This is a genomic window from Actinomadura barringtoniae, from assembly GCF_017573505.1.
Classification (GTDB): Bacteria; Actinomycetota; Actinomycetes; order Streptosporangiales; family Streptosporangiaceae; genus Spirillospora; species Spirillospora barringtoniae.
Genome location: NZ_JAGEOJ010000016.1, coordinates 228433 through 242339 on the forward strand (window position 1 = coordinate 228433; position 13907 = coordinate 242339).

The window sequence follows — 13907 nt, forward strand, 5'->3', positions numbered from 1 at the left end:
CCGGCGCGGCCCGCGCGTTGACAGCGCGGCCCTCTGCGCCCGGCCCGGTCCCAGCACGCCCCGGACCCGGATCCCTTTCCGATTCGAGTTCAGGAGCGTTCCTCCGTTGTCCGTACGTACTCTCATGCGCGCGCGAGCGCGCTACCTGAGCGTGGAACGAGCCGAAGGCGAAGTTTCGCGCTCAGATCGCGAAGCGATGTCGCGCTCGGCCCTTCCCGATTGGCTCCGAGCCGCCAGGCGAGGAGCCAGGTCGGGGAGGAGGTCCAACACAGCCGACATCCTGCTCGCGGCGTGCCTGTGGGGCACGACCGGGACCATCCGCACCTATGTCCCCGAGGCGTCCAACGTCTCGATCGCCGCCGTCCGCATCGTGCTGGGCGGCCTGATCCTGCTGGCCGTCGCCGCGGGCACCGCGCGCGGCGCCGGCCTGCGGCGCCTGGTGTCCGCGCGGCGCAACTGGCCGCTGCTGGTGCTCGGCGCCGCCGCGATCGCGGTCTACCAGACGGCGTTCTTCAGCGCCGCCGCACGTACCGGCGTCGCGGTCGGCACGGTCGTCACCCTCGGCAGCGGGCCGGTGTTCACCGGGCTGCTCGGCCTGATCACCCGGCAGGCGGCGTTCACCCGGCGCTGGGGCCTGGCGACGGCCGGCGCGGTCGCCGGATGCGCCGCGCTGGTCGGCGGCGGGCAGGACGCCGGCGCCGACCCGGTCGGGATCGGCCTCGCGCTGCTGTCCGGCTTCTCCTACGCGGTGTACGCGACGATCACCTCCACGTTCATCTCGCGGGGCGAGGAGGACCGGGCCGTCGTCGGCGCGCTGTTCGGGATGGCGGCGGTCGTGCTGCTGCCCGTGCTGCTGGCGGGCTCGCCGGGCTGGACGCTGCACGGCACCGGCATGCTGATCGCGCTGTACCTCGGCGCGGTCACGACGACCGGCGGCTACCTGCTGTTCGCGCGGGGCCTGCGCACCACGCCCGCGACGACGGCGACGACCCTCACGCTGGCCGAGCCCGCCGTCGCGGCGGTCCTGGGCCTGGCGGTCCTCGGCGAGCATCTCGGCGGGGTCGCGCTCTGCGGGCTGGCCTTGCTCGCGGGCAGTCTGGTCGTGCTGATGGCGCCTTCGCGCAGGTAGCCGGCGGGACCACCGGAAGGGCCCCGGGCCCGAGCCGGGTCATGCCTCAGGCGTGACCCGCGGGCGGCCCGGGGCGCTTCCTGGACGTCGCCTGGGACCCGTCTCAGATCTAGTTGAAATTTCGCTCAGAACCACTCGCCAGAAGGGGTTCCGGCGAGGATGATGTCGCGCATGACAACGGGCGATGGCGACGCCGGCGGGCGGCTCTTTCCCGAGGACCTGGACGGCGTGGACCCCGTCGCAGCGGTGATGCTCGCGGACGCCTGCCGTTCCATCGCCGCCTATCCCGAGCTCATCGTGGTCGGCACGCTGTTCGCGGCGGCCGAGGAGATGGCGAACGGATGGCAGGTCGTCTGCCCGTGCGATCCCCTCCCCCAGGGCGCCCGCGAACTGCTCGCCGAGCACCTGGGCGACCGCGCCGCGCTGGCCGGGGCCACCGAGGCCCGCGAGCTTCTCGCCGCCGCGCGCAGCCTGGAGAACGAGCCGCGCGACGAGCTGCGGGTCGCCGGGCACCGGTTCCGGATCGTACGGATCGAGCAGGCCGTGCGGACCGGCCCGGACGGACCCGAGCCGCCGCGGCCCACCGACCTGGACCCGCACCCCGCCGACCGCCGCCCCTTGCCCGCCCGGTCGTACGACATGCTGCCGATGGGGCACGACGTTCCCGACACCGCGACGGCCGAGCTGCTGTGCCAGCTGCTCGACGCGACCGCGCGAACGGGCAGCGAGCCGTCCGAGGCCTACCTCACGCCGGTGCTGCTGACGCCCGCGTTCACCATGGCGGAGAAGACCGGCGGCCGCTGGCGCCCGGTGGGCCGCCTGCACGACACGCCTCAGGAGGCCCGCCAGGCTCTGGCGACCTACTTCCGGCACGTGGTGCCCGCCGTCGAGCACCCGGGTGAGGAGGAGGCCGCCGACTACGCCGAGGCGGCCGACCTGCTCATCGACCAGTCCCGCCGCAACGGCATCGCGGTGGCCGGGCGCCGCTTCCGGGTGATCCGCATCGAGCGGATCACCCTCATGAGCCCCGAAGGCCCGGAGCCGCCCCGTACCGCGGACTAGGCCCGGCCTCAGGAACCGCCCTCAGCAATCGCCCTCAGGAGTCGCGCTCAGGAGTCGCCGAAGACCGGCCGGTGCTCCTGGATCGAGTCCGCGAGCTGGTCGGCCAGCTCCGCGACGTCGAGCCGCTTCTCGATCTGCTTCAGGTCGTCGATCTTGGCCCGCGTCTCGGCCCGCCGCGGCGCCAGCAACGTGCAGCAGTCCTCGTCGGGCAGCTCGGAGATCGTCAGCGTCTTGATCTTCCGCGCCTGGTCCATGATCTCGGTCTTGTCCATGCCGACCAGCGGCCGCAGGATCGGCAGCTCCACCGCGTCGTCAAGGGCGGTGATGTTGGTGAGCGTCTGGCTGCTGACCTGCCCCAGGGCGTCCCCGGTGATCAGCGCCGCGCCCTTCATCCGCCGCGCGAGCACCTCGCCGACCTTGAGCATCAGCCGCCGCTGGGCGATCACCGCGAGCCTGTCCGCGCCCGACGACTTGATCTGCTGCTGGGCCTTGCCGAACGGCACCACGAACAGCCGCGACCCGCCCTGGAACTTGTCCAGCTCCCGGACCAGCGCATAAGCCTTGTAGATCGACTCAGGCCCGGTGAAGGGCATCCCCGAGAAGTGCAGGTAGTCGACCCGCAGCCCCCGCCGCATCATCCGGTAGGCGGCCACCGGCGAGTCGATCCCGCCCGACATCAGCACCAGCGCCCGGCCGCTCATCCCGACCGGCAGCCCGCCCTGCCCGGGCAGCCCGCCCGAGAAGACGAACGCCTCGTCCCGGTCGATCTCGATCGAGACCGTGATGTCGGGCCCCTTCAGCTTGACAGGCAGCCCGTACACGTCGTTGATCTTGCCCCCGACGAGCCGGTCCAGCTCCGTCGAGGTCAGCGGGAACCGCTTGTCCCGCCGCTTGGTCCGTACGGCGAACGACCCCTGCCGCCCGGCCATCAGCTCCAGCGCGGCCCGCTCGACGCTCGCCACGTCCTTGCCGACCCGCCAGGCCCGGTGCGCCCACACGATGCCCATGACATCGGTGATCCGCTCCGCCAGCCGGTCGACGACCTCCACCGTGGCGTCCTTGGTCCGCACGATGAACACCCCGTGCCGCCGGATCACGTCCACCCGGGCGATCGGCCGCACCGCCGTCCGCACGTTGTCGGCCAGCCGCCGTTCGAACAGCTCCCGGTTCTTCCCCTTGAGCACGACCTCGCCGAGCTTGATCAGCACGCAGGGCTCCCCGTCCACCGCCGTGGGCTCCGCGACCACCTGAGGCGCGGCGTCGAGCGTGGTCATGCGTACTCCTCCTGGCAAACCGAAAGGGGATGAACCATCTAGTGTGGCCCAGGAACGGCAACGCCGCGACTCACAAACCTGTTCCCCTTGTGACCCCCACCACATCCACCCGCGCGTACGCCTGAACGGCCTCCGCGAACCGCGCCGGATCCACCTTCACAGACCTCCGCACCGCCTTCTCCGCCGACCTCACCCGCACCTCGGCCCGTTCCGGGGTCACGGTCACGGCCTCGACGTCGTCCCAGGGCAGGTACTCGGTCCCGAACCACAGCCCGTCCCGTTCCACCGCGGCCACCACGGGCGGCCGTCCGTACTCCACGAGCGCCAGCAGGAACACCGCCGCGTACGCGAGGGCGAGCACCCACGCGCTGGACTCCCACGCGATCAGCACGCGCATCAAGAAAAACCCGATCCCTCCCACCCACACGACCACGAACGCCACCGACAGCGCCACCGACCCGAACCCGGCCCGAACCCGGCCCGAACCCTCAGCCGACCATGGTCCTCCGCGACCACCAGCCGCACCGGAATCCGGGCGACCCCTTCCAACCGTTCAGCCAGCCGCCGAGGCTCCACCCGGTCCCCGTCGAGCGTCGCCCACCGGCCAAGATCAAGCCGCAGCACGCTCACCTTCCCACCGGCCTGCCTGAATCGCGGCGGCGCAGGGAGCTCACTCAGCCGCTCCTTCACATCCGCGACCTTCGAACCGGTCTTCTTCTGTGGCCTCCGCAACCCGGCCCACGAGCGCCCGCCACCCAGATCAACGACGAGCACCCCTGAAATCGAGCTCCAACCAAGCCTCTCGGCAGCCCGTCCCACCAGCACGCCCGCCGCGTCCATCTCGAAGCCTCTGCGCGGGATGGACGCATGGACAGCGAACGCCACCACCGGCCAGGCCATGATGAACCCCATCGGCCCATCATTGGTCGCCGGCCAACCGGCGAGCACCACCATCCAGATCCCGGCCCCGGCCAACATCGGCGCCGACCAAGGGAACACCCTCATCAGCGCCCACCGCTGCCGGACAACGACCGTCTTGGCCATCGGTTCGTCCTCCGCATTCACCCGTGATCAAGACGCGTCTCAACCCGCGCAGGAGCACCGCCGATGCCTAGACTGAGCCAATGTCAGGGAACGTCGCCGTCCGGCCCGCGACCCTCGCCGACTCCGAGGCCGTAGCGAGCATCTGGCTGCACGGCTGGCGCGACGGCCACGTCGGTCACGTGCCCGACGAGCTCGTCGCCGTCCGCGGCCCCGAATCCTTCGCGACCCGCGCGCCCCAGCGCGTGGACGACACCGTGGTCGCGACCGTCGACGACCAGGTCGCCGGCTTCATCATGGTCGTGGGCGACGAGGTGGAACAGGTCTACGTCTCCTCGGATCACCGAGGCTCAGGCGTAGCCTCAACACTCCTCACCGAGGCCGAACGCCTGGTCCGCGCGAACGGCCACGCCCAGGCCTGGCTGGCGGTCGTGGCCGGCAACGCCCGCGCCCGCCGCTTCTACGAACGCCAAGGCTGGACCGACGAGGGCCCGTTCCACTACCCGGCCGTGGGCCCGAACGGCCCCATCGACGTCCCCGTTCACCGCTACGTCAAGCAGGTCTGACGGCCAGCAGGAACGCCTGCGGCGAGTCCTCGGGATAGTCCCCCGCATCCGCCTCCCGCACGAGCCGAGCCCGCACCTCGAACCCGGCCCGCTCAAGCAGCCCAGCGACATCCTCAGGCTGCCGATGGTGAAACTCAAGATCCACCGCATGGCTCCCCGCCCGAGTCCTGTGTTCCACCGAGTCCCCCACCTGGAACGCAACCAGCAGATAACCACCAACACCCAACGCCTCAAAGAACCCGCCGAACACCCCGGCCAACCGTTCCTGAGGCACATGAATAATCGAATACCAGGCCACAATCCCGCCCAGAGCCCCCGGCTCGAGCCCCAAATCCAACATCGACCCAACCTCGAACCGCAACCCCGGATAGCTCTCCCGACAGAGCCTCACCAGCTCCGGCGACAGGTCGATCCCAAAGGCATCAACCCCCAGCTCCACCAGGAACCCCGTAATCCGCCCGGACCCGCACCCCACATCCGCGACCGGCCCCCGCACAAGCTCGGCGAACCCCCGAAGCATCGCCCGGTCCAGCGGCTTAACCGCCAGCTCCCCCTCAATCCACTCCGCGAACTCCCCCGCCATCAAGTCATAAGAAGCCCGAGTAGCCCGCAAGAACTCCTCCTCCATAACCCCACCCTCCACCACTTGACTGAGCATCGGAGCCTTCTCGCTCGTCGTAGGCCTGCTCACCCCGGCCCACGTCGATCCCCACACCAACTACCGCCGCTACTCCCCCGCCCAGATCCCCGAAGCTCGTCTCTACGCCACACTGCGCCGCCTCCAAGTCCCCATCGCGACCATGCGAGCCGTTCACGAGCGCGGCGTCGAAGCCGTCCTCACGGAGCATCGCCAACGCCTGCAGAACGTTGCCGACTCGCTCTCCCCGCTCATCGAGACCGTCGACCGCTACATAGTGAAGGGGATTCCCGTGAAGGCCAGCCGCATTACCCAGGTCACGATCGTGGCCGACGGCCTACAGGCCTCCATCGCCTTCTACCGTGACGCCTTCGACGCCGCCTACAACGAGGACATCGGCTCGTGCCAGCTCGGCACCTATCCGGACGACGACTTCTTCCTCCTGACGGTGGCCAACCCCGCTCGACGCCCCTGGCCAGGCGGCCCCGCCAAGTTCGGCCTCCTCGTAGAGGACGTCGACGCGGCAGACCCCGGCGGTAACCACGTCGACCTCTACCAGGGCTGAGTGAGGCGCCGTGCTCAGCGAGGTCGGCGTCATCGTCTTGGCCGGGTCGAGCGGACGGGTGGACACGCCTCGTGCCCTCATCTTGGCGGCCTCCGGGGTGACCGCCCTCGCTCTGCGTTGGTGGGGTGGCCCCGGCCGGCAGCCCAGCATCTCCGAAGTCCCCATCGAGACGATCACCAGTGCCGTCGATGACCTCCTGGACATGGGAGTAGGCCGCGTCAGCCTGCTGGGAACGTCCAAGGGAGCCGAGGCCGCGCTGCTGGCGGCCTGCTTCGACCCCAGAATCCACAGCGTCATCGCCGTCTCGCCGTCCTCTGTGGTCTGGGAGGGGCTGGGCGGTCGGCCGCCGCGGTCCTCGTGGACGTGGCGGGGACGCCCGCTGCCTTTCGTTCCGTACGACGAGACGTGGCAGCCGGGGCCCGAGCCGGTCTCGTACGCGTCGTTGTATCTGCGAAGCCTGGAGTCGGCGGCCCCTGAGGCCGCGATCCCGGTTGAACGCGCGGCCGCCGACCTGCTCCTCATCGGCGGGGGCGCCGACGCCCTCTGGCCGTCGTGCCGCTTCATCGATGACCTGAGTCGTCGGCGCCGTGAGGCCGGGCGCCCGGTCTCGGTCATGACGCATCCGTCGGCCGGACACCGGGTCCTGTTTCCGGGTGAAGATCCGCCTCCGCCGAGCCGCCTCTTGCACGGGGGGACGCCAGAAGCCGATCGCGCCCTCGGGGCGATGGCCTGGCCCCACGTTCTCCAAGCCCTCGCCTGGTGAGGCCTCCGGGCGCGCAGGCTTGGGCCCCGGCACGAGACTGGAAGCGCGCACGCCCGGAGGGGCGGACCTCCACGGAGCGGATCAAGGCTGCCGAGCCGGACCGCTAGTCGCCGGACCGGGCGGCCTTCCGGGCTATGGCCTCGAGCTCGCCCAGCGCGGCCGGATCGGTCTTGGTCAGGTCCAGGCGTTCGGCCCGCTCGATGATCTTGATGATCGAGATGATGTTCTGCCTGGTCCAGTTGAGCCGTTCCGCCAGTTCCTCGATGTCGACGAGCGCCTGTTCGCGGTCGTCTTCCGCCGCCTCCCGGTCGACGCGTGCGGCCGTACGGTCCCGGCGTGCGGCGAACCGGTTCTGCGCGTCGGCGTGCCGGGCTCGTCCCTCGGCCTCCCGGTCCACCCGCAAGGTCAGCAGGAAGGCCCGCAGGGCCGCGCGATCGACGCGGTTGGAGGCGCGGTCCTCCTCGTCGGAGCGTTGCTGCTCCGGCGTTCGCCGGTCGATCGGCTGGCCGGCGGCGCGGTCGTCACGCAGCTCGGCGAGGCGCAACAGCTCCAACATCCGCTCGGCGGAGGCCTCGGCCACCTGCGCGGACTCGACGGCTTGCGCGGCCCGCACCGCGGCCCGTTCGTCACGGCCCTCGGCCGCGTCGTCCCGGGCCTCGGCGGCCATGTCACGGGATCGGCCGACCTTCCGGCGCCGCCCGGCCTCGGCGACCGCGTCGGAATCACGGCGCGGGCCTTGGTCGTGTTCTGGATCGAGACCGGTGTCGGCTTCGTCCTCCACTCGCCCATGGAGGGCCTCCGCGACCCGCACCGCCACAGCACTCAGCGGATCGTCTGGGTGCTGCGCGGCCAGCCCCTCCAGCAACACCACCACAGCGCCGACTTCGTCCCGGCTCAACATCGTCCACATCTCCTCAGCCAGAGAAGACCTCTTCCCCACAAGGCTAGACGGCGCTGTCGCCTGACGAAGCCCGCCTTCACCGAACCTCAACCCTAGAGCGTCAGGCGCCCAGAGCCTGGTGCGCGTCAGTCGTGATCGTAGACGGTGACGGGCAGGCCGCGGGTTGTGAGCTCGTCGGTGATGAAGGGTTCTATGCGGCGCCATTGGCCGCCGGCCAGGCCCGTGCCTATGCGGGGCATGTGGACACCGGCCTTGAGGTTTCTCGCTTGAACGGCCAGGCTGCGGAGGCACTCGTGAAGGGCTTCGTAGCGGATGGGCGGGCCTGAGCTGCGGCCGGTCTTGGTGCCGTGCTGGCCGATCATGTTGGCGACCCAGGTGTCGGGGGTCACCTGAACGAGCTGGATCGCGCCCAGCTCGAAGTCGTTGCGGGCGCGCTCGCGGTGCCAGGCGCGGTAGGCCGCCTCGGGCTCGGGCCAGCGCTTGGAGATCGCCAGCACGAAGCCCTTGCCCCAGCCGCCGCGGTCGTTGCACACGTGCGCGATCACCTTGGGGCCCTTGGCCTGGGGGCTCGTCGCGTCGCCCCTGATGTAGTCGATCTGCCCCATGGGGTGGACGGTAGCGGGGTGTACCGACAGAAACGCCCCGCGGCCGGAGCTGCGGGGCGTTCGGGAGTGCCGGTCAGCCGAAGAAGACCTCGGCTTCTGCGTAGCGCTCCATGGGGACGGTCTTGAGCTCGGCGGTGGCGGCTTCCAGGTCGACGCGGACGATGTCGGTGCCCTGGAGGGAGACCATCTTGCCGAAGTCGCCGTCGCGGACCGCGTCGATCGCCTGGAGGCCGAAGCGGGTGGCGAGGACGCGGTCGAAGGCGCTCGGGGTGCCGCCGCGCTGGATGTGGCCGAGAACGGTGGCGCGCGCCTCCTTGCCGGTGCGCTTCTCGATCTCGTCGGCGAGGCGCTGGCCGATGCCGCCGAGGCGGACGTGGCCGAACGCGTCGAGCTCGCCGGTCCGGACGTCCATCTGGCCCTCGCGCGGGTGAGCGCCCTCGGCGACCACGATGATCGGCGCGTAGCGGGTCTTGAAACGGCTCTCGACGTACTCGACGACCTTGTCGATGTCGAAGGGGCGCTCGGGGATCAGGATCACGTTGGCGCCCGCGGCCATGCCGGCGTGCAGGGCGATCCAGCCCGCGTGGCGGCCCATGACCTCGCAGATCAGCGCGCGGTGGTGGCTCTCGGCAGTGGTGTGGAGGCGGTCGATGGCCTCCATCGCGATGTTGACCGCGGTGTCGAAGCCGAAGGTGTAGTCGGTGGCGTTCAAGTCGTTGTCGATGGTCTTCGGAACACCGACGACGTTGACGCCGTTCTCGTACAGCTGCCGCGCGACGCCCAGGGTGTCCTCGCCGCCGATGGCGATCAGGGCGTCGACGCCGAGGCCGGCGAGGTTGTCCTTGATGCGCTCGATGCCGCCCTCGACCTTGATCGGGTTGGTGCGGGACGAGCCGAGGATCGTGCCGCCGCGCGGCAGGATCCCCCGGACGGCCTGAACGTCGAGCGCGATGGTGTCGCCCTCGAGCGGACCGCGCCAGCCGGCCCGGAAGCCGACGAACTCATAGCCGAAGACCTGGACGCCCTTGCGCACGACGGCGCGGATGACGGCGTTCAGGCCGGGACAGTCACCTCCGCCGGTCAGCACTCCGACGCGCATGCCCTCTTGCTCGGTCAACAGGCCCTCCTTAGTGGTTGCGGCCAAGCGTAGTGATGCGGGCAGAGGTCCACACGGCAATCGCCGAGCCGTGTCGGGCACGCCCACATTGGTCTAGACCATAGCGGAGGGTGGAGGATGGCGAGCATGACCTCACCGGTGCTTGTGTACGACGGGGACTGCGGTTTCTGTACGCGTTCCGTGCAGTTCATCGAGCGTCACGTTCCGAGCACGGCCGAGATCGTCGCGTATCAGTTCGCGGACCTGCCGGCGCTGGGCGTGAGCGAGGAGCAGGCGGCGCACGAGGTCGTGTGGATCGCCGCCGACGAGCGGACCTACGGCGGGGCTCAGGCCGTCGCGATGCTGCTGATCGACGCTGGTGGGGCGTGGCGGGTGCTGGGGGCGATCGGGCGGCTGCCACCGTTCCGGTGGGTCGCGCACGGGCTGTATCGCTTGATCGCCAACAACCGGTATCGGCTGCCGGGCGGAACGCCCGCCTGCGCGCTTCCGGCCGATCAGCGGCCGACGAACCGCACGCGGCCTCGCAGCTGAACGGCCAGGCCCGTACCGAGAAAGCGCACGGCGAAGCGGCGGGGCCGGGGCTCGCTCTCGCCGTCGTAGTGCCAGCGCATCTCGGTGAACGCGAGCTCGCGGGCCGCGGCGGGCTTGAGCTCTGAACGATGGGCCCTGGCAAAGTCCCAGGCGTCGCGGATCGAGCCCTTGGTGGGGCGGTCGGCGGCCCAGGCGACGAAGGTCTCCTGCCAGTCCGTTCCGTACGACTCGGCGAGGACCGGCCACGCGCGGCCGACCTCCCCGGCGCGCTTGAGCAGGATGCTGCGCGCGGCGGCGCGCACGCCGCCCTCGTCGAAGCCGGGCGGCAGCGGCCCGCCCGCGGTGATCGCCTGAACGAGCGCCTCCTGCGCCGCCAGCAGTTGCGGGTCGGTGACGAGCGCCTCCTGCACCTCCTGCACCTCCTGCGGCTGCGGGTCGGTCATGTGACCGGCTCCAGGCTCGCGGCGCCGGAGATCGCGTCCAGCTCGGCCCGCAGCTCGTCGGCGGGCGGGTAGTGGCCGTCGCGTTCCAGCAGGAAGCCGGGCGGGGTGTGCCGCGCGCACAGCTCCTTGATCAGGTCGAGTACCTCGCCGGGCACGGCGGCGGTGTGCGTGTCGTGGTAGCGGCCGCCGTGCTCCTGACCGCCCGCGACGTGGCAGTACGCGATGCGCTCCAGCGGCAGGCGGTCCAGCAGCGCGGCCGGGTCCTCGCCCCGGTTGCGCGCGTTGGCGTACACGTTGGCGACGTCGAGCAGGAGGTACGCGCCGGTCCGTTCGACCAGCTCGGTGAGGAAGTCGCCCTCCTCGTACTCGGCGTCCGGCCAGTCGAAGAGCGCGGCGATCGGCTCGACGGCCAGCGGGACCGGCAGCTCGGCCTGCGTGCGCCGGATGTTGCCGGTGAGCGCGTCCAGCGAGGCGCGGGTGCGGGGCACGGGCAGCAGGTGCCCGGCCTCGATCCCGCCCGCGCGCACGAACGCGATGTGCTCGCTGACCAGCGGCGCCCGCAGGAACTCGGCGGCCCAGGCCAGGTGCCGCACCCGGTCGGGCGAGACCGGCTCGGCGCCGCCCAGCGACAGCTTCACCCCGTGCGGCACGACCCGCACGCCGCGATCGCGCAGTTCGAGCAGGCCCGCAGGAGGGTGTCCCTCGTGCACGGACTCGGCGACCACCTCGGTGAAGCGGAGGGCGGGCAGGTCCTTGACGAACCCGGCGATCTCCGGCCGCCAGCCGATCCCGACACCCAGCTCTGGCACGTCGTTCATCCGCCTCCACCTCCGCAACCCGATCCGCCACCGCAGCTCGATCCGCACCCGGACCCGCCGCCACAACTCGACCCGCCACCGCCACAGCTGGACCCTCCGCCGCAGCCGCTCGACGAGCAGACCGAGGCGGTCGAGGAGCACACCACGCCCGACGACGAGGAACTCGACGAGCCCGACCAGCCCGAGGACGCCGAGCTCCCGGCCAGCTGCAGGTAGCGCCCGAGGCCCATCGTCTGGCTGAACGCGGGGTCGATGCTCATCAGCGCGGCCGTGCCGAACAGCGCGACCCCGAGCGCGGCGCCGCCGATGCCGTACGTGGCCCAGGCGGGCGACATCTTCGGGTCCAGGTGCGCGTTCCGCTCGGCCAGCTCGCGCAGCGCCGCCCTGCCCGCGCGGGTCGTCTCCCGGTCCTTGCCGCCGACGAGGTTGAACGCGGCCACCAGCACGAAGATCACCGGGAACACCAGGAAGGCCCTGGCCGACATGTGGTGATCGAAGATCATCCAGACCCAGCGGACGAGGCCGAGGAGGATCACCGCCTTGAGCGGCAACGACGCCAGGTAGACGGTGCGGCGCCCACTCTTGCTCAGCGCCAGCCCCTGCACGGCCAGCCCGTCGCGCAGGTCCTCGATCGCCTGCCGTACTCCGTCGTCAACGGTCAGCCTGGCCGTCGTGCCGCCCTCACCCCGCTGGACGGCGGCGTGAATCGCCTGGTCGAGCGGCGTGGTCGCCGTACGGAGCGGACCCGCGGCCCACACCTGCCCGTCCGGGGTCACGTCGACCGCCCCGTCCAGGCGCAGTGCCATCAGCGACGTCGCGATCGCGTGCCGGCCGCCCCCGGTGAGGTAGGACGCCTCGTACGGATGGATCTCACGGGTGGCGGGATGCCCGCCGCGCACGGCGATCCGTACCGCCAGAGCGAGGACCAGGCAGACGACGCCCGCGGAGGCGTAGGCGATGAGGAACGTCTGGTCGGAGATCCCCCAAAGGTCGCCCTTGGACGGCCCCATGCGCCCTCCTCGTCACCACGAGCACCGGCTCCGTTGTTGCGATGCGCCTAACCCCATAGATGCGCCGCGAGCGAATCCGGTTTCCCCCGACTACGTCACTCCTGGTCGAGGCCCTTCTCTATGGCGTAGCGGACCAGCTCGACCCTGTTGTGCAACTGAAGCTTGTTGAGGGTGTTCTGGACGTGGTTCTGCACGGTGCGGTGGGAGAGCACCAGGCGCTGGGCGATCTGCTTGTACGTGAGACCCTTGGCCACCAGCCGCAGCACTTCGGTCTCGCGGTCGGTGAGCCGCGGGGCGTCGTCGTCCTCCCGCTTGGGCGCGGAAGCGAGTCGCCGGTACTCCCCCAGGACGAGCCCTGCCAGCCCGGGGGTGAAGACCGCCTCGCCCTCGCCCGTGCGCTGGACGGCCTCCAGGAACTCCTCCCGGGCGGCCGACTTCAGCAGATAGCCCGTGGCGCCCGCCTTCACGGCCTCCAGCACGTCCTGCTGCTCACCGCTCGCCGACAGCACCAGCACCCGTACGGGCGGGTCGGCGGCGGCCAGATGCCGGGTGACCTCGACCCCGCTGATGTCGGGCAACTGCAGGTCGACCACGGCCACCTGCGGCCGCGCGGCGGCGGCGATGCGCACGGCGGTACGGCCCTCACCCGCGGTGGCCACCACCTCGTGCCCCGCCTCGGCCAGGTCACGGGCCACCGACTCACGCCACATCGGGTGGTCGTCGACCACCATCACCCTGAGGGGAACCTCGCTCACGTGGCACACCCTAGGCCAGCCCTGGCCACCGAAATAACCGCGTGATCTAACCGCGATCAGGGTGTAATACGCAATTGAGGGCATAAACAGGTCAAGAGTCACCCTCTGATATCCCCTCGGAGGCCTCATGGCGCGAGGCGCGGCGCGCGCGGTCCCGCCCGGCCCACCGGTCATGGCATCGCTCGTCGCGCTGGTCATGGCCCTGTCGGCGTGTGGATCCCCCGGCTACCACTATGTGAAGAACTCGGCCGAGAAGACCTACTTCAAGGTCCCGGCCGAATGGCAGAAGATCGACCAGAAGACGCTCGACGCCAGCCTCGCCAACGAGGACCCCGACTCGGCCTCGGCCCGGCTCCGTCCGAAGCTCACCTGGTCCATCGATAGCGGGCCCACCGTTCGCTGAGGAAGAAGTGCACCTGCCGGAGCAGTTCCAGGCCCATCAGCACGAACACCCACGAGGCCGACTTCGCCTGGATCCGCATCGCGTCGCCGAACGGCAGCAGCGGGTTGTCGGCCATCGAAGCCCACACGAGCACGAACCACAGAACGGTCAGTAGGTGTCCACGCCGCCGCGCGACAGGAACCAGAACATCCCTACGAACTGGATGATGATGATGAAGAACAGGAACACGATCTGGAGAGGAGAACATCGTCTTCCTGGAGCGGCCCAGCGAGATCGAGGACAAGGGC

General features: G+C 70.7%; 19 protein-coding genes. 7 read left to right on the forward strand and 12 right to left on the reverse strand.

Annotated elements, in window-relative coordinates; genetic code table 11:
* Positions 1 to 196 precede the first annotated feature (196 nt).
* Complete coding sequence (locus J4573_RS35845) at positions 197 to 1129, forward strand: EamA family transporter (RefSeq protein ID WP_208260524.1); 933 nt, start codon at positions 197 to 199, stop codon at positions 1127 to 1129.
* Between the two features lie 171 nt (positions 1130 to 1300).
* Complete coding sequence (locus J4573_RS35850) at positions 1301 to 2191, forward strand: DUF5954 family protein (protein ID WP_208260525.1); 891 nt, start codon at positions 1301 to 1303, stop codon at positions 2189 to 2191.
* Between the two features lie 47 nt (positions 2192 to 2238).
* On the opposite strand, the gene thiI is transcribed toward J4573_RS35850, so the two are convergent.
* From thiI to J4573_RS35865, 3 genes are all read right to left on the reverse strand, one after another.
* Entirely contained in the window at positions 2239 to 3465 is a 1227-nt protein-coding gene (gene thiI, locus J4573_RS35855) for a tRNA uracil 4-sulfurtransferase ThiI (protein ID WP_208260526.1), read from the reverse strand.
* Positions 3466 to 3535: 70 nt separating this feature from the next.
* Positions 3536 to 3862: a hypothetical protein gene (locus tag J4573_RS35860; protein ID WP_208260527.1), complete on the reverse strand. Its 327-nt coding sequence runs from the start codon at positions 3860 to 3862 to the stop codon at positions 3536 to 3538.
* Positions 3862 to 4509, reverse strand: coding sequence for a hypothetical protein (locus J4573_RS35865; protein ID WP_208260528.1), 648 nt, complete (start codon positions 4507 to 4509; stop codon positions 3862 to 3864). The genes J4573_RS35860 and J4573_RS35865 overlap by 1 nt, the downstream gene beginning before the upstream one ends.
* An 80-nt stretch (positions 4510 to 4589) precedes the next feature.
* Between J4573_RS35865 and J4573_RS35870 the strand changes: the two genes are divergently transcribed.
* Positions 4590 to 5072, forward strand: a complete 483-nt coding sequence (locus J4573_RS35870; RefSeq protein ID WP_208260529.1) for a GNAT family N-acetyltransferase — start codon at positions 4590 to 4592, stop codon at positions 5070 to 5072.
* Here the strand turns inward: J4573_RS35870 and J4573_RS35875 are convergent.
* Positions 5059 to 5730: a class I SAM-dependent DNA methyltransferase gene (locus J4573_RS35875; RefSeq protein ID WP_208260530.1), complete on the reverse strand. Its 672-nt coding sequence runs from the start codon at positions 5728 to 5730 to the stop codon at positions 5059 to 5061. The genes J4573_RS35870 and J4573_RS35875 overlap by 14 nt on opposite strands.
* 142 nt (positions 5731 to 5872) lie before the next feature.
* Here J4573_RS35875 and J4573_RS35880 point away from each other — a divergent pair, with 142 nt between their 5' ends.
* Positions 5873 to 6274, forward strand: coding sequence for a VOC family protein (locus J4573_RS35880; RefSeq protein WP_208260531.1), 402 nt, complete (start codon positions 5873 to 5875; stop codon positions 6272 to 6274).
* Positions 6275 to 6284: 10 nt separating this feature from the next.
* Positions 6285 to 7037: an acyl-CoA thioester hydrolase/BAAT C-terminal domain-containing protein gene (locus J4573_RS35885; RefSeq protein WP_208260532.1), complete on the forward strand. Its 753-nt coding sequence runs from the start codon at positions 6285 to 6287 to the stop codon at positions 7035 to 7037.
* A 103-nt stretch (positions 7038 to 7140) separates the two neighbouring features.
* On the opposite strand, the gene J4573_RS35890 is transcribed toward J4573_RS35885, so the two are convergent.
* The 3 genes from J4573_RS35890 to J4573_RS35900 form a co-directional block, all read right to left on the reverse strand.
* Positions 7141 to 7938, reverse strand: a complete 798-nt coding sequence (locus J4573_RS35890; RefSeq protein WP_208260533.1) for a hypothetical protein — start codon at positions 7936 to 7938, stop codon at positions 7141 to 7143.
* Between the two features lie 125 nt (positions 7939 to 8063).
* Positions 8064 to 8543: a macro domain-containing protein gene (locus tag J4573_RS35895; RefSeq protein ID WP_208260534.1), complete on the reverse strand. Its 480-nt coding sequence runs from the start codon at positions 8541 to 8543 to the stop codon at positions 8064 to 8066.
* Between the two features lie 73 nt (positions 8544 to 8616).
* Positions 8617 to 9642: a 6-phosphofructokinase gene (locus tag J4573_RS35900; protein ID WP_208260643.1), complete on the reverse strand. Its 1026-nt coding sequence runs from the start codon at positions 9640 to 9642 to the stop codon at positions 8617 to 8619.
* 144 nt (positions 9643 to 9786) lie between these two features.
* Between J4573_RS35900 and J4573_RS35905 the strand changes: the two genes are divergently transcribed.
* Positions 9787 to 10191 (forward strand): thiol-disulfide oxidoreductase DCC family protein, encoded by a 405-nt coding sequence (locus J4573_RS35905; protein ID WP_208260535.1) that lies wholly within the window; start codon positions 9787 to 9789, stop codon positions 10189 to 10191.
* Here J4573_RS35905 and J4573_RS35910 read toward each other — a convergent pair.
* The 4 genes from J4573_RS35910 to J4573_RS35925 form a co-directional block, all read right to left on the reverse strand.
* Positions 10155 to 10634, reverse strand: a complete 480-nt coding sequence (locus tag J4573_RS35910; protein WP_208260536.1) for an SCO6045 C-terminal-like domain-containing protein — start codon at positions 10632 to 10634, stop codon at positions 10155 to 10157. The genes J4573_RS35905 and J4573_RS35910 overlap by 37 nt on opposite strands.
* Positions 10631 to 11452 (reverse strand): MbnB/TglH/ChrH family RiPP precursor modification enzyme, encoded by an 822-nt coding sequence (locus tag J4573_RS35915; protein WP_208260537.1) that lies wholly within the window; start codon positions 11450 to 11452, stop codon positions 10631 to 10633. Before J4573_RS35915 ends, J4573_RS35910 begins: the two co-directional genes overlap by 4 nt.
* Complete coding sequence (locus J4573_RS35920; protein WP_208260538.1) at positions 11449 to 12462, reverse strand: TIGR04222 domain-containing membrane protein; 1014 nt, start codon at positions 12460 to 12462, stop codon at positions 11449 to 11451. The genes J4573_RS35915 and J4573_RS35920 overlap by 4 nt, the downstream gene beginning before the upstream one ends.
* A 95-nt stretch (positions 12463 to 12557) precedes the next feature.
* Positions 12558 to 13193: a response regulator gene (locus J4573_RS35925; RefSeq protein WP_208260644.1), complete on the reverse strand. Its 636-nt coding sequence runs from the start codon at positions 13191 to 13193 to the stop codon at positions 12558 to 12560.
* Positions 13194 to 13344: 151 nt separating this feature from the next.
* Here J4573_RS35925 and J4573_RS35930 point away from each other — a divergent pair, with 151 nt between their 5' ends.
* Positions 13345 to 13620, forward strand: a complete 276-nt coding sequence (locus tag J4573_RS35930; RefSeq protein ID WP_208260539.1) for a hypothetical protein — start codon at positions 13345 to 13347, stop codon at positions 13618 to 13620.
* Here J4573_RS35930 and J4573_RS35935 read toward each other — a convergent pair.
* Positions 13583 to 13753, reverse strand: a complete 171-nt coding sequence (locus tag J4573_RS35935) for a hypothetical protein (protein ID WP_208260540.1) — start codon at positions 13751 to 13753, stop codon at positions 13583 to 13585. The two genes, J4573_RS35930 and J4573_RS35935, sit on opposite strands and share 38 nt — an antisense overlap.
* Between the last annotated feature and the right edge of the window lie 154 nt (positions 13754 to 13907).